The following is a 16,015-nucleotide window of genomic DNA, read 5'->3' as shown; positions in this document are numbered from 1 at the left end:
GGTCAGCCGATCGGGGCGAGCGTCGTCGCCGGCCAGCTGTCCTGGAAGATCTGACCGCCGACGTCGTCGGCCCGCTCCGGCCCGACCCGGGTACCGGCGAAGAGCTGGGTGACCCGGTTGGCCTCGGTGCTGCTCGGGTACGGGTTGGTGCAGCTCGTACCGGCACTGCCACCCGACATCAGCAGCGCGCAGTTGCCGTTGTAGTTGTCCGGCAGCCCGAGGATGTGCCCGATCTCGTGGCTCATGATCCGCAGCGGGCTGTACTGCTGCGCCTGCCGGGTGTCGATGTAGACCCGGCCGTTGCCGAGGCTGGTTCGCACGGCGTACGAGCCGCCGCCGGTGATCTGGTAGATCCGCAGGTTGGAGCCGCAGTTGGCCGAGAGCGTCAGGTTCGACGTGGCGTTGTTCCAGATCGAGGCGGCCTGGTTCGCGATGCTGACGTAGCTCGGCGCCTGGCTGGTGTTGTAGCAGATGGTCATGGCGGCGGACGCGGGCGAGGGGTTGGCCAGCGTGACGCCGAGGGTGGCACCCGTCGTCGCGACGAACGCGACCAGTAGCCGGCTGATGCGTGAGGTCATGACGCACTCTCCGATCCGGTGCTCTGCTCGGTTGGGGGTGCCAGCAGCGTAGTTATAGACAAACGTCAATTACAACATCCTGTCCGGATACGTGGTCGTTCGCTATGACGGTGGTCGAGTGTGGCCCGGGGCGGCCCGGATGCGTGGTCGAGTGGCCCGGACCGGCCCGGATGCAGTAGCCTAACGATCGTTCAGGTCGGTTGGGGCGGGGCGACGACAGTCCCGGTGCGGACGAGGGGGTCGGCGTGACACTCGACGGTGCGGCGCTGGAACAACTCGGCAAGCGGGTCCGGGCCGGCGGAGCGGAGAAATACCACGCCGCCAACGCGGCCAAGGGCAAGCTCTTCGCCCGGGAGCGGATCGCGCTGCTGGTCGACGAGGGATCGTTCGTCGAGGACGGGCTCTACGCGAACGCGCACGCCGACGGGCTCCCCGCCGACGGCGTGGTCACCGGCCAGGCCAGCATCGACGGCCGCCCCGTCTGCCTGATGGCCAACGACTCGACGGTCAAGGCCGGCAGCTGGGGCGCCCGTACGGTCGAGAAGATCATCCGGATCATCGAGCGGGCGTACGCCAACGGCCTGCCGATGGTCTACCTGGTCGACTCGGCCGGTGCCCGGATCACCGACCAGGTCGACCTCTTCCCCGGGCGGCGCGGCGCCGGAAAGATCTTCTGGAACCAGGTCCGCGCATCCGGATCCATCCCGCAGGTCTGCGCGCTGTTCGGGCCGAGCGCGGCCGGCGGGGCGTACATCCCGGCGTTCTGCGACGTGGTCGCGATGGTGGACGGCAATGCCAGCATGTACCTCGGCTCCGACCGGATGGTCGAGATGGTGACCGGGGAGAAGACCACCCTGGAGGAGATGGGCGGGGCCCGGGTGCACTGCGCCGAGTCCGGCGTCGGGCACTTCCTCTGCAAGACCGAGGCGGACGCGCTCGACGTGGTCCGCCGCTACCTGTCGTACCTGCCGGCGAACTGGACCCAGCCCCCGCCGGCCGCGCCCGCCGTCGCCGCCCCGGACAGGATCGACCTGGCCGCGCTGGTGCCGGCGAGCGAGCGGCAGGCGTTCGACATGCGTCGGTACGTCAAGGGCCTGCTCGACGCCGACTCCTTCCTGGAGATCCAGGCGCTCTGGGCCAGGGAGCTGACGATCGGCTTGGGTCGGCTCGACGGCCAGGTCGTCGGCGTGGTGGCCAACAACTCGATGTTCAAGGGCGGGGTGCTCTTCGTCGACTCCGCCGACAAGGCGACCCGGTTCGTCCAGCTCTGCGACGCGTTCAACGTGCCGCTGCTCTTCCTCTCCGACGTCCCCGGGTTCATGGTCGGCACGGCGGTGGAGAAGCAGGGCATCATCCGGCACGGCGCCAAGATGATCACGGCGATCAGCGAGGCGACCGTACCGAAGATCTGCGTGGTGGTCCGCAAGGCGTACGGTGCCGGGCTCTACGCCATGGCCGGCCCCGGCTTCGAGCCGGACGCGACGATCGCGCTGCCCACCGCGAAGATCGCGGTGATGGGCGCCGAGGCGGCGGTGAACGCCGTCTACGCCAACAAGATCGCCGCGATCGAGGACCCGGACGAGCGGGCTGCCTTCGTCGCGGAGCGGCGCGCCGCGTACGAGCAGGACATCGACATCGTCCGGCTGGCCAGCGAACTGGTCGTGGACGCGATCGTCGAGCCGGGCGACCTGCGGGCCGAACTGGTCCGGCGGTTCGCCGCCGCCCGGGGCAAGGACCGCAGCTTCTCCCGCCGCCGACACGGCGTCACGCCCGTCTAGCGAATCCCGGCCACGAGCGTTCCCGGCGGACCTGCCCACACGGCGGCGGGACGGGGCGCCGACCAGATGGAGGAACCCATGGACTTCCGGCTCAGCGAGGAGTACGAGGCGCTGCGATCGAGCGTGCGGTCCTTCGCCCGTGAGGTCGTCGCGCCCGCCATCGCCGAACACTACGAGCGGCACACCTTCCCGTACGAGATCGTCGCGCAGATGGGCAAGATGGGGCTGTTCGGCCTGCCGTTCCCGGAGGAGCACGGCGGGATGGGCGGCGACTACTTCGCGCTCTGCCTCGCCCTGGAGGAGATCGCCCGGGTCGACTCCAGTGTGGCGATCACCCTGGAGGCGGGGGTCTCGCTCGGCGCGATGCCGATCTACCGGTTCGGCACCGCCGAGCAGCGCGCCCGGTGGCTGCCGAAGCTGGTCAGCGGCGAGGCACTGGCCGGGTTCGGGCTGACCGAGCCGGGCTTCGGCTCCGACGCGGGTGGCACGGCGACCCGGGCGGTGCTTGACGGCGACGAGTGGGTGATCAACGGCTCGAAGGCGTTCATCACCAACTCCGGTACCGAGATCACCAGCCTGGTCACGGTCACCGCGGTCACCGGCACCAACCCGGACGGCTCCAAGGAACTCTCCACCATCATCGTGCCGTCCGGTACGCCGGGCTTCACCGTCGCGCCCGGCTACTCCAAGGTCGGCTGGTGCGCCTCGGACACCCACGAGCTGACCTTCGACGACTGCCGCGTCCCGGCGGAGAACCTGCTCGGCCAGCGCGGTCGGGGCTTCGCCCAGTTCCTGCGGATCCTCGACGAGGGACGGATCGCCATCGCGGCGCTGGCGGTCGGTCTCGCCCAGGGCTGCGTCGACGAGTCCATCCGGTACGCCAGGGACCGGCACGCCTTCGGCCAGCCGATCGGCAACTTCCAGGCCATCCAGTTCAAGATTGCCGACATGGAGCGCCGGGCGCACACCTCCCGGCTGGCCTACTACGACGCGGCGGCCCGGATGCTGGCCGGTGAGGACTTCAAGCGGCACGCGGCGATCGCCAAGCTGCACGCCAGCGAGTCCGCGGTCGACAACGCCCGGGAGGCGACCCAGATCCACGGCGGCTACGGCTTCATGAACGAGTTCCCGGTGGCCCGGTTCTGGCGGGACTCGAAGATCCTGGAGATCGGCGAGGGCACCTCGGAGGTACAGCGGATGATCATTGCCCGTGACCTGGGGCTGTAGCCGTCGAGGTCAGCCGGCTCTGAGGTCAGCCGGTGGTGAGGTCGGTCAGGGCCCGGACGGTCTTCCAGTTCCGGGTCGTCGACGCCACGGCCAACCGCTTCTCCAGGTAGGCGTTGTCGAACCTGGTCCGGCCGTACCCGTCCGGGTAGTGCAGGTAGATCTCCCGGCCGGTGCCGGCGAAGGTGAACTCGGCGGTGTCCGTACCGGGCACGGCCAGTTCGGCTGCCAGACCCGGGTCGGGCAGCTCGGCCAGGAACGCCACCAGCAGCTTGACCTCGTCCGGGTTCGCCTTCGTGTACGGGTTGGCGCCGGCCAGTGCCGTCAGCTCCGGGCCGGACCGGACCAGCACCGGTACGTCCAGGCCCAGCTCCTCGGCGATGGCCTTCCGGACGCGGCTGCCCAGCCGCTGCGGATCCGCCTTGTCCGCCACCCCGAAGACCACGTTCCCGCTCTGTAGGTAGGTCCGCACGTCGTCGTGGCCGAGGTCGGTGACGATCCGGCGCAGGTCGGCCATGCCGATCCGGTTGCCCGAGCCGACGTTGACGCCCCGCAGCAGTGCGACGTAGCGGGTCATCCGCTCTCCTTCGACTCGACCGACCCGGCCGGCCCCCTGGCGCCAAGGGGCCTCGGCCCTGCTGGCGAGGCCGTTCAGCCCCGGTGTCGAGGTTATCCTGATCCGGCATACTCCGTCGGATGACGAACGACGACCAGCTGTCCCACCGTCCCCCGGTGCCGAACACGCGGCTGAACGACTCGACCCCGCACCGCCGGCTCCGGATGGTCGCGGTGCTCGACGTGCCGGCGGAGCATCTGACCGCCTTCCGGCGCTACGAGGACCTGGTGCTTCCGCTGCTGACCGAGCACGGCGGACGGCTGGAGCAGCGGCTGCGCACCGGGGACGGGTGTACCGAGGTGCACCTGCTGTCGTTCGCCGGGCGGGATGGGTACGAGTCCTATCTGGCCGATCCGCGCCGGGCGGTCCACCGGCAGGAGGAGTTGCGCGGCGTCGAGCTGACCAGCCGGTTCCTGGAGGTCTCCGAGGTCGACCCGGTACGCCCGGCGGAGTAGCGGGACCCTGGTCAGCGGCCGATCCGGCGGCGTGCGGCCCGGCGCCGCCGGTGGAGCAGCAGCCCGAGCAGGGCGCCGACCAGCACGACCGGGGCGACCGCGCCGAACAGTTGGTCGGTGCGGAATCCCCGGTCGTCGAGGCGTACCCGGGTAGCGCCGGCGGCCGGCGAGGAGACCTGGTTGCCGGAGTCGGTCGGGATCGGTGCGACGAGCTGGCCGACGGTGGCGGCGGCGGGCAGCCCGAACCCCCAGTCGAGCAGCGCCGCCCCCTGCTCCCAGCCACGCTGCGGCTGCGACTCCGCGCCGAGCAGGGTGACCAGCAGGGTACGCCCGTTCCGCTCGGCCGCCCCGACGAAGCTGTGCCGGGCCAGGTCGGTGTAGCCGGTCTTGCCGCCCAGCGCGCCGGGATAGCGGTGCAGGAGCTGGTTGTCGTTCCAGATCGGATAGCCCTTGGTGTTGTTGACCGCCTGTGCCGGCACCTGCGCGATCTTCGTGGCGGCGTACCGCCGGAAGTCGGCGTGCGCGAAGCAGGCGCGGGCGATCAGCGCCAGATCGTAGGCGCTGGTGTACTGCCCGGGGCCGTCCAGCCCGGACGGTGTGGCGGCGTGCGTCTGGTGTGCCCCGAGCCGGGCCGCCTCGGCGTTCATCGCCGCGACCCCGCCGGCCTGGCCGCCGGCACCGCCGCCGAGCCGGGCCAGGACGTTCGCCGCGTCGTTGCCGGAGTTGAGCATCAGGCCGAGCCAGAGCGTCTCCACGGTGTACCGGCCGCCGCGTACCAGCCCCATCGCCGAGCTGCCCGGTTCGAAGTCGAGATCCGACTCGGTCACCTCGACGACCTGCCGCGGGTCCAGGTGTGGCAGTACCGCCGCCGCCAGCAGCAGCTTCTGCACGCTCGCCGGTACGCCGTACTCGTGCGGACCGCAGCCGCCGAGCACCGCGCCGCTGGTCAGGTCGGCGACCAGCCACGAGGTGGCGGTGACCTTCGGCGGTTCGGCGACGCCGGACGGGGTGACCAGGCCGGCCGTCGCCAGTGCGGGGCCACCGACCGCCGCCTTCGCCGGGTCGAGCGGCGGCGGGGCGGGGCGGGTCGGCCGGGCCACCGGTGGGCTCGGCGCCGGGCAGGGCCGGGCCGGAGTACCCGCCCTGGCCTGGGCCGCAGTTCCCGCCATCGCGGCTCCGGGCGCGCCGGCCATGGTCACCGACGGCAGCACCAGTGCTGCGGCGGCTACCCTGAGTGCGAGCAACCCTCGGGTCATACTCCGGAGAGTAATCTTCGTCATCCGTACGGGTGGCAGTTTCGGAATTCGGGCGTTCACCCGGTAGGGCACGAGTCCGCGAATCGCCCGTGCGGCGTCCTGGATCTCGCTAGCGTCCGGTCCTGAACAGGCCGGGCAGCCGTGCCAGCGGCACACGGCGCTGCCGACTCCCTGCGCAACGACACCCCGCCCCGGATGGTCGAGGAGCCGCCATGTCCAACCACTTCAGCGCTGACAACCTCGGGTTCCCCGGCGACGACCGCCGGCTCGAACTCACCGACGTGTTCGCCTTCACCTCGATGGAGGACGTCGACCGGACGATACTAATCATCAATGCGAACCCGACCGTCGCCCCGCCCCCGATCCCGCCGGCCACCACCGGCCCGGAGTTCTGTCCCGGCGCGGTCTACCGGATCAACATCGACACCGACGGCGACGCGCTCGCCGACATCGCGTTCACCTTCACGTTCTCCGAGTACGACAACGGCGGTCAGACCGGGACCGCCTGGTACGCCACCGGAGCCGACGCCCGCCAGTCCGAGCCCGCCGGCCGGGTGATCGCCGAGTCCTTCCCGGTCAGCTTCGACGGCACCGTCCAGCCCGTCCTGGTCGAGGACCCGGGACCGATCCGGCTCTTCGTCGGATTGCGCAGCGATCCGTTCTTCGCCGACGTCGAGGGCGCCCTGCACGGGATGGAATGGACCGGGAACGACGACTTCGCCGGCAACAACGTCGACACGATCGTCCTCGACGTACCCGCCGACCTGCTCGGTGGGCCGGCGATCGGCGTGTGGGCCTCGATCAGCCGGCGCCGTGACGGTGTGCTGGAGCAGATCGACCGGGGTGGGAACCCGACCATCAACCCGTTCGTCAACCCGGACGGCGAGAAGGACCGGTACAACTCGCGGCAGCCCGTCGACGACGTGGCGAACTACCTCGGCCCGTGGTCGCAACTTCTGGAGCAGGGTGGCTACTCGCCGGAGGCGGCCAAGCAGGCCGCCCTGGAATGCCTGCCCGACATCCTCCGCTACGACCGCAGCAAGCCGGCCGCCTACCCGAACGGTCGGGCACTCGTCGACGACGTCTTCAGCTACCGCTTCGGCTGGCTGAGCAACGGCAAGGTCCCGCCGAGCGGGCTCCGGCCGCACGACGACATGTTGCCGGGCTTCCCCTACCTCGGCCCGCCCAATCCCATGCCGTGACCTGTCGCTTCCGCTAATCGGGCGGAGCGCCGGCAACCGGCCCGGCGGGCACCTGGTCGCCCCGGGGCCGCTTCGCGGATCGGGTGAGCAGCAGGGCGAGGCAGGCGACCGTGACACAGCCGGTCATGCCGAGGAACAGCACCACGGCGTTGTCCCGCCCGCCGAGCCCCATCAGCGGGGCCGCCACCGCGGCGAGTACGCCCTGGAGGGTGCCGAGCACCGCCGACCCGCTGCCGGCGGCCCTCGGTACGCGTTGGATCGCCAGCGCGGTCGCGTTCCCCATGATCATGCCGAGCCCGACGAAGAAGAGCAGCAGTGCGACCGCCACCGCCCGGTCGAGTGCCCCGGCCAGGGTGACGGCGAGCAGCCCTCCGGTGGTGACCAGCATGATGGCCAGGCCGATCCGGAGCAGGACCGCCGGGGATGCGCCCCGACCGACGACCCGGGCGTTGACCGCGCTGCTCAGGGTGGCGATCAGCGCACCGGCGGCGAAGGCGACGGCGGCCTGCCGGACGGAGAGCTCCAGGACGTACTGGAGGAAGAAGGGCGACGCGGCGATGTAGCAGAACAGGGCCGCGAACCCGAACCCGAACGCGCAGATGTAGCCGAGATAGACCCGGTCGGTCAGCAACGACCGCGCGGTGCCCAGGGTGGCGCGGAGCCCGCCGGCGTGCCGGCGGTCCGGCGGCAGACTCTCGGGTACGCCGACGAGCGCGACCAGCAGCGTGAGCAGCAGCCCGACCGCGAGGGTGACCCAGACCGCCCGCCAGCCGGCGGCGCTGGTGACCACGCCGCCGATCAGCGGTGCGGTGATCGGGGCGATGCCGGTGAGCGCCATCAGGATGCCGAACATCCGCGCGGCGGCCGGCCCCTGGGCGGTGTCGGAGATGACGGCCCGGCCGACCACCACCCCGGCCGCCGCGCTGAAGCCCATCACGGACCGCAGCGCGGTCAGCGTCGTCAGGGTGGGCGCGAACGCGCAGGCGGCGGCGGAGGCCGCGCAGACCGACGTGCCGGCGAGGATGAGCGGCCGGCGGCCGTACCGGTCGGAGAGCGGACCGAGCACGAGCTGTCCCAGGGCAAGCCCGATCACGAACGCGGTGAGGGTGAGCTGGATCCCGGCGGGGTCGGTGCGGAACTCGTCGGCCATCCGGGGGAAGGACGGCAGATACATGTCGATGCCCATCGGCGGCACGAAGGCCAGTAGCACCAGGGCGGGAAGCAGCAGTCGGGGTGACCTGCCGGGTGACCTGGCGGGCGGTTCGCCGGGTGGCCCGGCGGGTGGATCGCCGGACGTCTCGGGCGGTGACGGTGGGTTGGACTCTTCGCTTCGCGAGGGGGCGGAAGTCACGACGGCAAATTACTATACCTATATAACTATGTCTAGCGTTATCCTCGTGAGGTGAAACGAGTGACCATGGCGGACGAGACGGTCCTCCGGCAGGCGAGGACACTCGTACCGGTTCTGTACCAACTGAGCCGGGTGCTGCGGCAGCACGGCGTCGACGCGGCCGGGCTGGGCCAGTTGCCACCGTCCGAACTGGAGGTGCTGCGGTACGTCGCCGACGCCCCCGGCGTCTCGGTGAGCACGCTCGCCCGTGACCTCGGGCTGCACGCCAGCAACGTCAGCGCGACCGTCCGCGCCCTGGTGGCCCGCAACCTGATCCGCCGCGAACCGGACCCGAACGACCGGCGAGCCGTACGGCTGCACGCGACGGTCGAGGCGGCGCACGGCTCGGCCCGGATCGAGGACGCCTGGGCCCGGATCTTCGCCGCCGCCATGGCCGAGATCGACGACGAGCAGCGGGTCGAGCTGTCCAACGCCGCCGCGGCACTCGGCGCGCTCGCCGAACGCCTCCGGGCCCGCCGTGCCCTCGAACGCGACTGACCGGGCCCGTCCGCACCCTGACGGCAGCGGCCCGCCCGGGACCCGACACACCGGACAGTCAGTTCTGACCGGATAGCGGCTGACGTACCACTGCTCTGGGTGTTTGCATGTGCGCCGAGGGCGACGAGCGGGCGGCGACCCCCGCGTCGATGCGTGTCGCGTCAGGGGAGGTTCGGGCATGTTCGCTGCGTTCGGGCGATCGCTGTGGCGGTGGCGCTGGCCGGTCCTGGTCGGCTGGCTGGGATTGGTGCTGGCCGGGGCCACCCTGGGCGGACAGGTCTTCGACCGGCTGGTCGACACCGACAACCTCCGCCCGGACGCCGAGTCACAGCGGGCCGACCGCCGGGTCGCCGAGCTGCTGCCGGAGGGCCCGATCGTGGTCGCCGTCGTCCGCGACCGGGACCCGTACGACCCGGCGCTGGTGTCCAGCGTCAACCGGGTACGCGCCGAGGTGCTGGCCGTGCCGGGGGTCAGCGAGGTTGAGGACCTCTACAACGCGGCGGGCGGCCGGATCGGCGCCGACAACCGCAGCAGCCTGGTCCGGGTGGAGTTGGCAGCCGGGCTGCACACCGCCGACCGGGAGGCGGCCGAGGACCGGGTGGCCGCCCTGCTGCGCGGCATCGACGCACCGCAGGTGCTGGTGGGCGGCGAGGATCTGGCCGAGCGGGCCTTCGCCGAGCAGGCCATCGACGACGCGGCCGTCGGGGAGTCGATCGCGCTCGGCGTACTCCTGGTGGCGCTGGTGGTGATCCTCGGCGGTCTGCTGGCCGGGGTCCTTCCGCTGCTCGCCGCGCTCGCCGCCGTCGTGGTGACCCTGCTCGGCCTCTATGGCCTGACCGCCGTCACCGGGGTCGGCGAGTTCACCGTCAACGTGGTGACGCTGCTCGGCATCGGCCTGACCGTCGACTACGCGCTGCTGCTGATCGCCCGGTTCCGCGAGGAGCGCGGTGCCGGGTCGGGGCGTGGCGCCGGGTCGCGGCCCGGCGCCGGACCGGAGCGCGGTGCGGGGCGTGGGAGCGGTGCGGGGGCGGAGCCCGGCGATCCGGTCGAGGCGCTGGCCCGGACGATGGCGACCGCCGGCCGTACCGTGCTCATCTCCGGCCTGGCGGTCGCCGCCGCGATGGCCGGCCTCTACGTCTTCGCCTCGCCGCTGCTCGCGGCGATGGCGCTCGGCGGCGCCCTGGCGGTGGCCCTGGCCACGCTGGCCGGCCTGACCCTGCTGCCGGCGCTGGTCGCCGTCGCGCACCGGCGCATCCCGCCCCCTGGCGCCCGGACCTGGCTGCGCCGGGCCCTGACCGTCGCCGCCCGCCCGGCCCGCCGGATCGTCCCGGCCAGCCCACGATCGGGTACGCCCGGTGCCGATCCCGGCCTGCTCGGCCGACTGGCGGGATACGCACAGCGCAAACCCGGGCCGGTCGCGTTCGGCGTCGCCGCCGGCCTGCTGCTGCTGGCCCTGCCCTTCCTGGCCGGCGCCAACCTGGCCAACTCGGACGCCCGGGCGCTGCCCCGGTCGATGGAGGCCCGGCAGGTGCACGACGTGCTGCTGCGCGACTTCGAGGCGGGCCGGGCCGCCCCGGTCACCGTCGTCGTCGAGGCGGATCCGGCCAGCACCGAGGTGCGGGACCTGATGAACCAGCTCAACACCCTGCCCCAGGTGATCCGGATGCAGCCCCGGCCGGACGTGCCCGGTGCGGCGGTGGTGATCGACCTGACCCCGCGCGGCGCGACCGGCGGCCCGGAGTCCCGTGACCTGGTCCGCGCCGTCCGCGCCCTCGACCAGCCACTGCCGCTGCTGGTCGGTGGGCCCGCCGCCGAGCTGGTCGACTACCGGGCGTCGGTCACCCGACGACTGCCGTACGCCGCCGGAGTGCTGCTGCTGGTCACCACCGTGCTGCTCTTCGTACTCACCGGCTCGCTGGTCATCCCGGTCAAGGCGCTGGTGCTGAACGTGCTGACCCTGCTCGCCACCCTCGGCGTGCTGGTCGTGGTCTTCCAGTGGGGGGTGGGGGCGGCCCTGCTCGGGGTGGAGTCCTGGGGGGCGATCGACCTCACCACCCCGATCCTGCTCTTCGTCTTCGTCTTCGGACTGTCGATGGACTACGAGGTGTTCCTGCTGGCCCGGATCCGCGAGGAGTGGCGCCGATGGTCGCATCTGCGTACCCCGGCGGCCCGCACCCGCGCCGGACAGCGGGCGGTACTGGCCGGGATCACCCGGACCGGTCCGGTGGTGACCTCGGCGGGGATCTGCATCACCATCGTCTTCCTGGGTTTCCTGCTCGGCGACCTGACGGCGGTAAAGGAGATCGGCTTCGGCATGGCGGTGGCCGTACTCCTCGACGTGACCGTGGTCCGCGGGCTGTTGTTGCCGGCGGTGATGAGCCTGCTCGGCGAGTGGAACTGGTGGGCACCGGACCCACTACGTCGGCTGCACCTGCGGTTCTCCGGCGACCCGGAACGACCGGCGGGCTCGCCGGCTCCACCTGCTCCGGTCCCGGTCTCCGCCGAACCGTGAGGGTTCGGTTACCCGCCGGAACCGGTCATCAGTGATCTGTCGGATATCTATGTCCTCTTCCGTCGGTAGCGCGACGTATCTATGCCGGGGCCCAGCCGGGCTGCGTAGTCTTCCTGGCCATGACTCCGGATCATGGTGCTGACCGGGTTCCGGGTGGCTTCGCCGAGTTGCTCCGCCGGTGCCGGCTGGCGGCCGGGCTGACCCAGGCCGAACTCGCCGAACGGGCCGCCGTCGGGATCCGTACGGTCCGTGACCTCGAACGGGGCCGGGCGTCCCGCCCGCAGCGGACGACGGTCGAGCTGCTCGCGACCGCACTCGGACTGGCCGGTCAGGACCGGGCCGACTTCGTCGCACTGGCCCGGGGCCAGGCCGGGCCGGTGGCGGAGGTGGGCGGCCTGGCCGCACCAGGGGCCCGGGGCCTGCCGCCGCGCGGCCTGGGACTGCCGGAGCCGGGTGAGCTGATCGGTCGGGACCGGGACGTGGCCGACCTGGCCGCGATGCTCACCGAGCAGCCCCGGGCGCCGCGCGGGGTGGTCAGCCTGGTCGGCCTCGCCGGAGTCGGCAAGACCGGGCTGGCGCTCAAGGTGGCCCGGGAGGTGGCCGAGGAGTTTCCCGGCGGCACCAGCGGGCTCGTGATGATCGAGGGTGCCACCGAGGAGGACGTCCTGTCGGTCGTCGCCACGGTCTTCGGCGTCGGCCGGGCCAGTGACCTTGCCGGCCGGTTCTCGGACGCACCGTCACTGCTGCTGGTGGACGCCGTCGAGCGGGCTCCCGGCGCGGCCGCCGAGGCGCTCGACCGGCTCGCCGAGATCGCGCCGACGCTGCGGGTGCTGACCACCGGACGGCACCCGGTGGGGCTCGCCGGGGAACGGGTCCGGCCGGTCGCCCCGCTGGAGGTGCCACCCGCCGACGTCCCGGCCGACCTCGCGGCGGTGGCGGAATATCCGGCCGTCGCGCTGCTGCTCGCCCGGCTGCGCCAGATCGGCCGGGAGCCGCCGCAGCCGGACGAGGTGGTCGCGCTCGTCGAGCTGGTACGCCGGCTGGGCGGGCTGCCCCTCGCCATCGAACTGGCCGCGGCGCACGGCCGGGTGCTCAACCTGAACGAGCTGCTCGACCGGTACGGCAACCGCCTGCTCGACCTCGGCACCTCGCCGGTGGGCCGGGAGGCGGCGGTGACCCTACGGGACGCGGTGGCCGCGAGTTACCGGCTGCTCGACGCCGACGAGCGTGCGGCGCTGCGCCGCCTTTCGGTGATGCGCAACCGCTGGTCGGTGGAGCTGGCCGAGGCGATGCTCGCCCCCGACCCGCTCCCGGTGGCCGGCACCCCGCCCCGGGATCCGCCGACCCGGCCGGCGGGTACCCCGCCGAGCCGGTCCGCCGACGCCGATGTCCCATCCGTCGGCGATCCGCAGCCGTCCCGGGTCGCCGGGGATCCGCAGCCGTCCCGGGTCGCCGGGGATCCGCAGCCGTCCCGGGTCGTCGAGACGGAGGGTTCCGGCGACGGGCCCGGCGGTCCGGTCGATCCGGTCCGGTTGCTGGACCGCCTGCTGGCGCACGGGTTGATCGGCGCCCGGGGCAGCGGACCGCTCCGGTTCCGGGTACTCGACGTGGTGCGGGATTTCGCGGCCGAACGTGCCGCCGTCAACGGCGAACTCGCCGCGATCCGCCGACGGCACGCGTCGGTCTTCGCCGGGCTGGCCGCCCGGGTCGCGCCGGAGTTGGCCGGTGCCCGGTTCGTCGAGGCGGTCGGCCGGCTGGACGAGGTGGCCGGTGACCTGTGGACGGCGCTGGCGTACTCGGCGAACGACGATCCACACACCGCGCTGCGGCTGGCCGGTCACCTTGCCCGTTGGTGGCGTTACCGGGGACGGGACGTGGCCGGTCGGCAGTGGCTGCGCCGGCTGCTGGACGATCCGCGCACCGGTGACGCCGATCCGACCGCCCGAGCCTGGGCCCAGGTCGGTGTCGCGCAACTGGCCCAGGAGCACGGCGCCGGGCCGCAGGAGCTGCCGGCTGCCGAGGCGGCGGTGACGGCGTTCCAACGGTTGTCGGACGTACCCGGTGAGCTGGCGGCCCGGAACGTACTCTGTGGACTGTGGACCGCGGTCGGCGGCCACGACGAGGCGCGGCGGCACGGCGAGGCGGCTCTGGAACTGGCCACCGGGATCGGCCGGATCCGGGACATGGCGGTGGCGCAGAACAATCTGACCTGGCACGAGATCCGGATCGGTGACCTCGCTGCCGCCCGGCGTCGGCTGGCGGCGGTGGACCGGCTCGCCGGAGAGTGCGGTGAGGAGCGCCTCCGGGTGTTGGCCCGGGCCAACCTGGCCGAGGTGGCCCGCCTGGAGGGCCGGTACGCGGACGCGGTCCGGCACGGTCGCCGGGCGGTGTCGGCCCTGGCCGATCTCGGCGATCCCGGGCACCGTCGACGGGCGCTCGGCACGGTCGGTCTGGCGCTCGCCCAGGACGGGCGGATCGACGAGGCGACCGCGGTACTCTCCGAGCTGCGTGCCCGGAAGGCGGTCGACGGATTCGGCCCGGTCGAACCGGAGCCCGGGCGTGCCCGGGTGGACGAGATCGCGCCCCGGGACGACGGGCTCTGCGCGTTGATCGAGGCGAGCCTGGCGATGCAGCGGGGCGACCGGGACTGGGCGGCCGAGTGGTACGCGGCGGCGGTGCGGGCCTGTGAAGGGTCTCGTGACCTGCGGGACGTCGCTGAGGCGCTGGTCGGCCTGGTGGCGAGTACCGACGATCCGGTGGCCCGGACGGCGGCGGTCGAACGCCTCGATCAGGTGTGCCGGGAGGGCGGGATCGTCCTGCTGGCCCGGGAGCGGGCGCTGATCGAGGCGGCGCATCCGGACCCGGCCGAGGCGGCGCATCCGGACCGGGCCGGGGCGGCGCATCCGGACCCGGCCGAGGCGGCGCATCCGGACGGGGCCGGGGCGGACGTGGCACAGCCGGAGAGCTGACCCCGCGGTGGCTCGGCGCTCACCTTGGGGCCGTGGCGCGAGCGGGACAGCCCCCCGACAGAGCCTCACTGACACCCGCCCGCGCCACGTCCCCAGAGCCCCCCGGCTGCCTGAAGGTTAACCAGAATCTGTCGCCCGTTTTTTCTGGTTAGTTGGTGACGTGGCGATTTGTGCGTGAGTTCTGCCGGTCTTTCTGCCGGTGAGGCCGGGAGGTGAGGCCGGGAGGTGTTCGTGCTCTCCGAGAGTGGTAATAGGAATCCGTGAGGATTGATCGACAGTCCGTGGACGCAGGTCAACGGGCGGTCGTCGCCTCGGCGCTGGTGCCGGCGCTGCCGGCGGTGGCGCCGGGATGGACCGCGTCCCGGACGATCCGCAACGAATCGAGCAGGCCTTCCAGTTGGGCCGGTTCGAGTTGGCCGACGAACCAGTCCTGGATCAGCTGAATGTGGCCGGGCAGCGTCTCTTCGAGTCGCGCCATGCCGGACTCCGTCACCACGGCGTACGCGCTGCGCCGGTCGGAGGGGCAGGCGCGGCGGCGGAGCAGGCCGTCCCGTTCCATCCGGTCGACGACCCGGGTCACGCCGCTGGTGGAGAGCGAGGTCTGCGCGGCGAGGTCGGTCATCCGGAGTTGGTGCTCGGGTGAGCGGGCCAGCCGCATCAGGACTTCGAACTCGACCGTCGACAGCCCGTGCTCCTCGAACTGGGCGGCAAATCTGGCGGAGAGCCCGGCATGCACCTCCATGACCAGGCCCATGGCGGTGATCCGGGCGTCGTCGTGCAGGTTCTTGGTCACCCTGCCATCGTAGCAGTAGTTGACACCGGGAATATTGCTATGTCTATAGTTGCTGTGTCAGTCATCGAGCACACAACCTAATCTCCTGGGAAGGCACATCATGACCAGCAGCGCCGAGACCGCCGCCACCCGCACGTGGGAAGGGCTGACGATCCCCACCGCCGGCACCTACCTGCTTGACAAGGCACACAAGCGCGTCGGCTTCGTGGCCCGGCACATGATGGTGAGCAAGGTCCGCGGCCAGTTCCGTGAGGCGGAGGCAACGATCACCGTCGCGGAGAACCCGCTGGACTCCGCGGTGACCGCGACCATCCAGGCCGGCACCATCGACACCGGAGCCGAGGACCGCGACAACCACCTGCGCAGTGGCGACTTCCTCGAGGTGGAGAAGTACCCGGCCCTGGAGTTCCGCAGCACCGGGGTCAAGTCGCACAGTGGCAACGAGTTCGTGCTCACCGGCGACCTCACGGTCAGGGACATCACCAAGCAGGTCGACCTGACGGTCGAGTTCGAGGGCGTCGGTCGCAGCCCGTACGGCCAGGACATCTTCGGCTTCACCGCCACCACCGAGATCGACCGCGAGGAGTTCGGGCTGACCTGGAACGTCGCCCTGGAGACCGGTGGCGTACTGGTCGGCAAGAAGATCAAGATTGAGATCGAGGGCGAGGCCATCCGCCAGGCCTGAGTCCGCCGCCCGGCCACACCGGTCCGGGATCGACCCAAAAGTGCCCCGGTCACCGATCA

12 protein-coding genes and 1 pseudogene are annotated in these 16,015 nt (G+C 72.1%); 8 read left to right on the top strand and 5 right to left on the bottom strand.

Features of this window, described 5'->3' with window-relative positions; all coding sequences use genetic code 11:
• Nucleotides 1–2 precede the first annotated feature (2 nt).
• Nucleotides 3–578 carry a snapalysin family zinc-dependent metalloprotease gene (locus EV371_RS06275; protein WP_130461209.1) on the bottom strand — a complete coding sequence of 192 codons (576 nt, stop codon included), beginning with the start codon at nucleotides 576–578 and terminating at the stop codon, nucleotides 3–5.
• 245 nt (nucleotides 579–823) lie between these two features.
• Here EV371_RS06275 and EV371_RS06270 point away from each other — a divergent pair, with 245 nt between their 5' ends.
• Nucleotides 824–2,356, top strand: coding sequence for an acyl-CoA carboxylase subunit beta (locus EV371_RS06270; RefSeq protein WP_130461208.1), 1,533 nt, complete (start codon nucleotides 824–826; stop codon nucleotides 2,354–2,356).
• 78 nt (nucleotides 2,357–2,434) lie between these two features.
• Nucleotides 2,435–3,583 carry an acyl-CoA dehydrogenase family protein gene (locus EV371_RS06265; protein ID WP_130465698.1) on the top strand — a complete coding sequence of 383 codons (1,149 nt, stop codon included), beginning with the start codon at nucleotides 2,435–2,437 and terminating at the stop codon, nucleotides 3,581–3,583.
• A gap of 25 nt (nucleotides 3,584–3,608) precedes the next feature.
• Here EV371_RS06265 and EV371_RS06260 read toward each other — a convergent pair whose 3' ends face one another.
• On the bottom strand, nucleotides 3,609–4,157 hold the full coding sequence (locus EV371_RS06260; protein ID WP_130461207.1) for a DUF1697 domain-containing protein: 549 nt from the start codon (nucleotides 4,155–4,157) through the stop codon (nucleotides 3,609–3,611).
• A 119-nt stretch (nucleotides 4,158–4,276) separates the two neighbouring features.
• On the opposite strand from EV371_RS06260, the gene EV371_RS06255 reads away from it, so the two are divergent.
• Nucleotides 4,277–4,651: a hypothetical protein gene (locus EV371_RS06255; RefSeq protein ID WP_207230423.1), complete on the top strand. Its 375-nt coding sequence runs from the start codon at nucleotides 4,277–4,279 to the stop codon at nucleotides 4,649–4,651.
• 11 nt (nucleotides 4,652–4,662) lie between these two features.
• Here EV371_RS06255 and EV371_RS06250 read toward each other — a convergent pair whose 3' ends face one another.
• A complete protein-coding gene (locus EV371_RS06250) occupies nucleotides 4,663–5,907 on the bottom strand; it encodes a serine hydrolase (protein ID WP_130461206.1) in 1,245 nt (414 codons plus the stop codon).
• Between the two features lie 212 nt (nucleotides 5,908–6,119).
• Between EV371_RS06250 and EV371_RS06245 the strand changes: the two genes are divergently transcribed.
• Nucleotides 6,120–7,109, top strand: a complete 990-nt coding sequence (locus tag EV371_RS06245; RefSeq protein ID WP_130461205.1) for a DUF4331 family protein — start codon at nucleotides 6,120–6,122, stop codon at nucleotides 7,107–7,109.
• Between the two features lie 13 nt (nucleotides 7,110–7,122).
• Here EV371_RS06245 and EV371_RS06240 read toward each other — a convergent pair whose 3' ends face one another.
• Nucleotides 7,123–8,460 carry a Bcr/CflA family efflux MFS transporter gene (locus tag EV371_RS06240; protein WP_207230422.1) on the bottom strand — a complete coding sequence of 446 codons (1,338 nt, stop codon included), beginning with the start codon at nucleotides 8,458–8,460 and terminating at the stop codon, nucleotides 7,123–7,125.
• A gap of 51 nt (nucleotides 8,461–8,511) precedes the next feature.
• Between EV371_RS06240 and EV371_RS06235 the strand changes: the two genes are divergently transcribed.
• The 3 genes and pseudogenes from EV371_RS06235 to EV371_RS34140 all read left to right on the top strand — a co-directional run.
• Nucleotides 8,512–8,997, top strand: coding sequence for a MarR family transcriptional regulator (locus EV371_RS06235; protein WP_207230421.1), 486 nt, complete (start codon nucleotides 8,512–8,514; stop codon nucleotides 8,995–8,997).
• A gap of 178 nt (nucleotides 8,998–9,175) precedes the next feature.
• Nucleotides 9,176–11,509: an MMPL family transporter gene (locus EV371_RS06230; RefSeq protein WP_130461204.1), complete on the top strand. Its 2,334-nt coding sequence runs from the start codon at nucleotides 9,176–9,178 to the stop codon at nucleotides 11,507–11,509.
• A 119-nt stretch (nucleotides 11,510–11,628) separates the two neighbouring features.
• Nucleotides 11,629–14,373, top strand: a pseudogene (locus EV371_RS34140) (ATP-binding protein); the annotation flags it as partial.
• A gap of 397 nt (nucleotides 14,374–14,770) precedes the next feature.
• On the opposite strand, the gene EV371_RS06220 reads toward EV371_RS34140, so the two are convergent.
• Nucleotides 14,771–15,271, bottom strand: a complete 501-nt coding sequence (locus tag EV371_RS06220) for a MarR family transcriptional regulator (RefSeq protein WP_130461203.1) — start codon at nucleotides 15,269–15,271, stop codon at nucleotides 14,771–14,773.
• A 100-nt stretch (nucleotides 15,272–15,371) separates the two neighbouring features.
• On the opposite strand from EV371_RS06220, the gene EV371_RS06215 reads away from it, so the two are divergent.
• Complete coding sequence (locus tag EV371_RS06215) at nucleotides 15,372–15,956, top strand: YceI family protein (RefSeq protein WP_130461202.1); 585 nt, start codon at nucleotides 15,372–15,374, stop codon at nucleotides 15,954–15,956.
• The last annotated feature ends 59 nt before the right edge of the window (nucleotides 15,957–16,015 follow it).

The organism is Plantactinospora sp. CNZ321 (assembly GCF_004217235.1).
The sequence above is the reverse complement of the archived record's forward strand: the minus strand, read 5'-3'. Positions and strand labels throughout refer to the sequence as shown.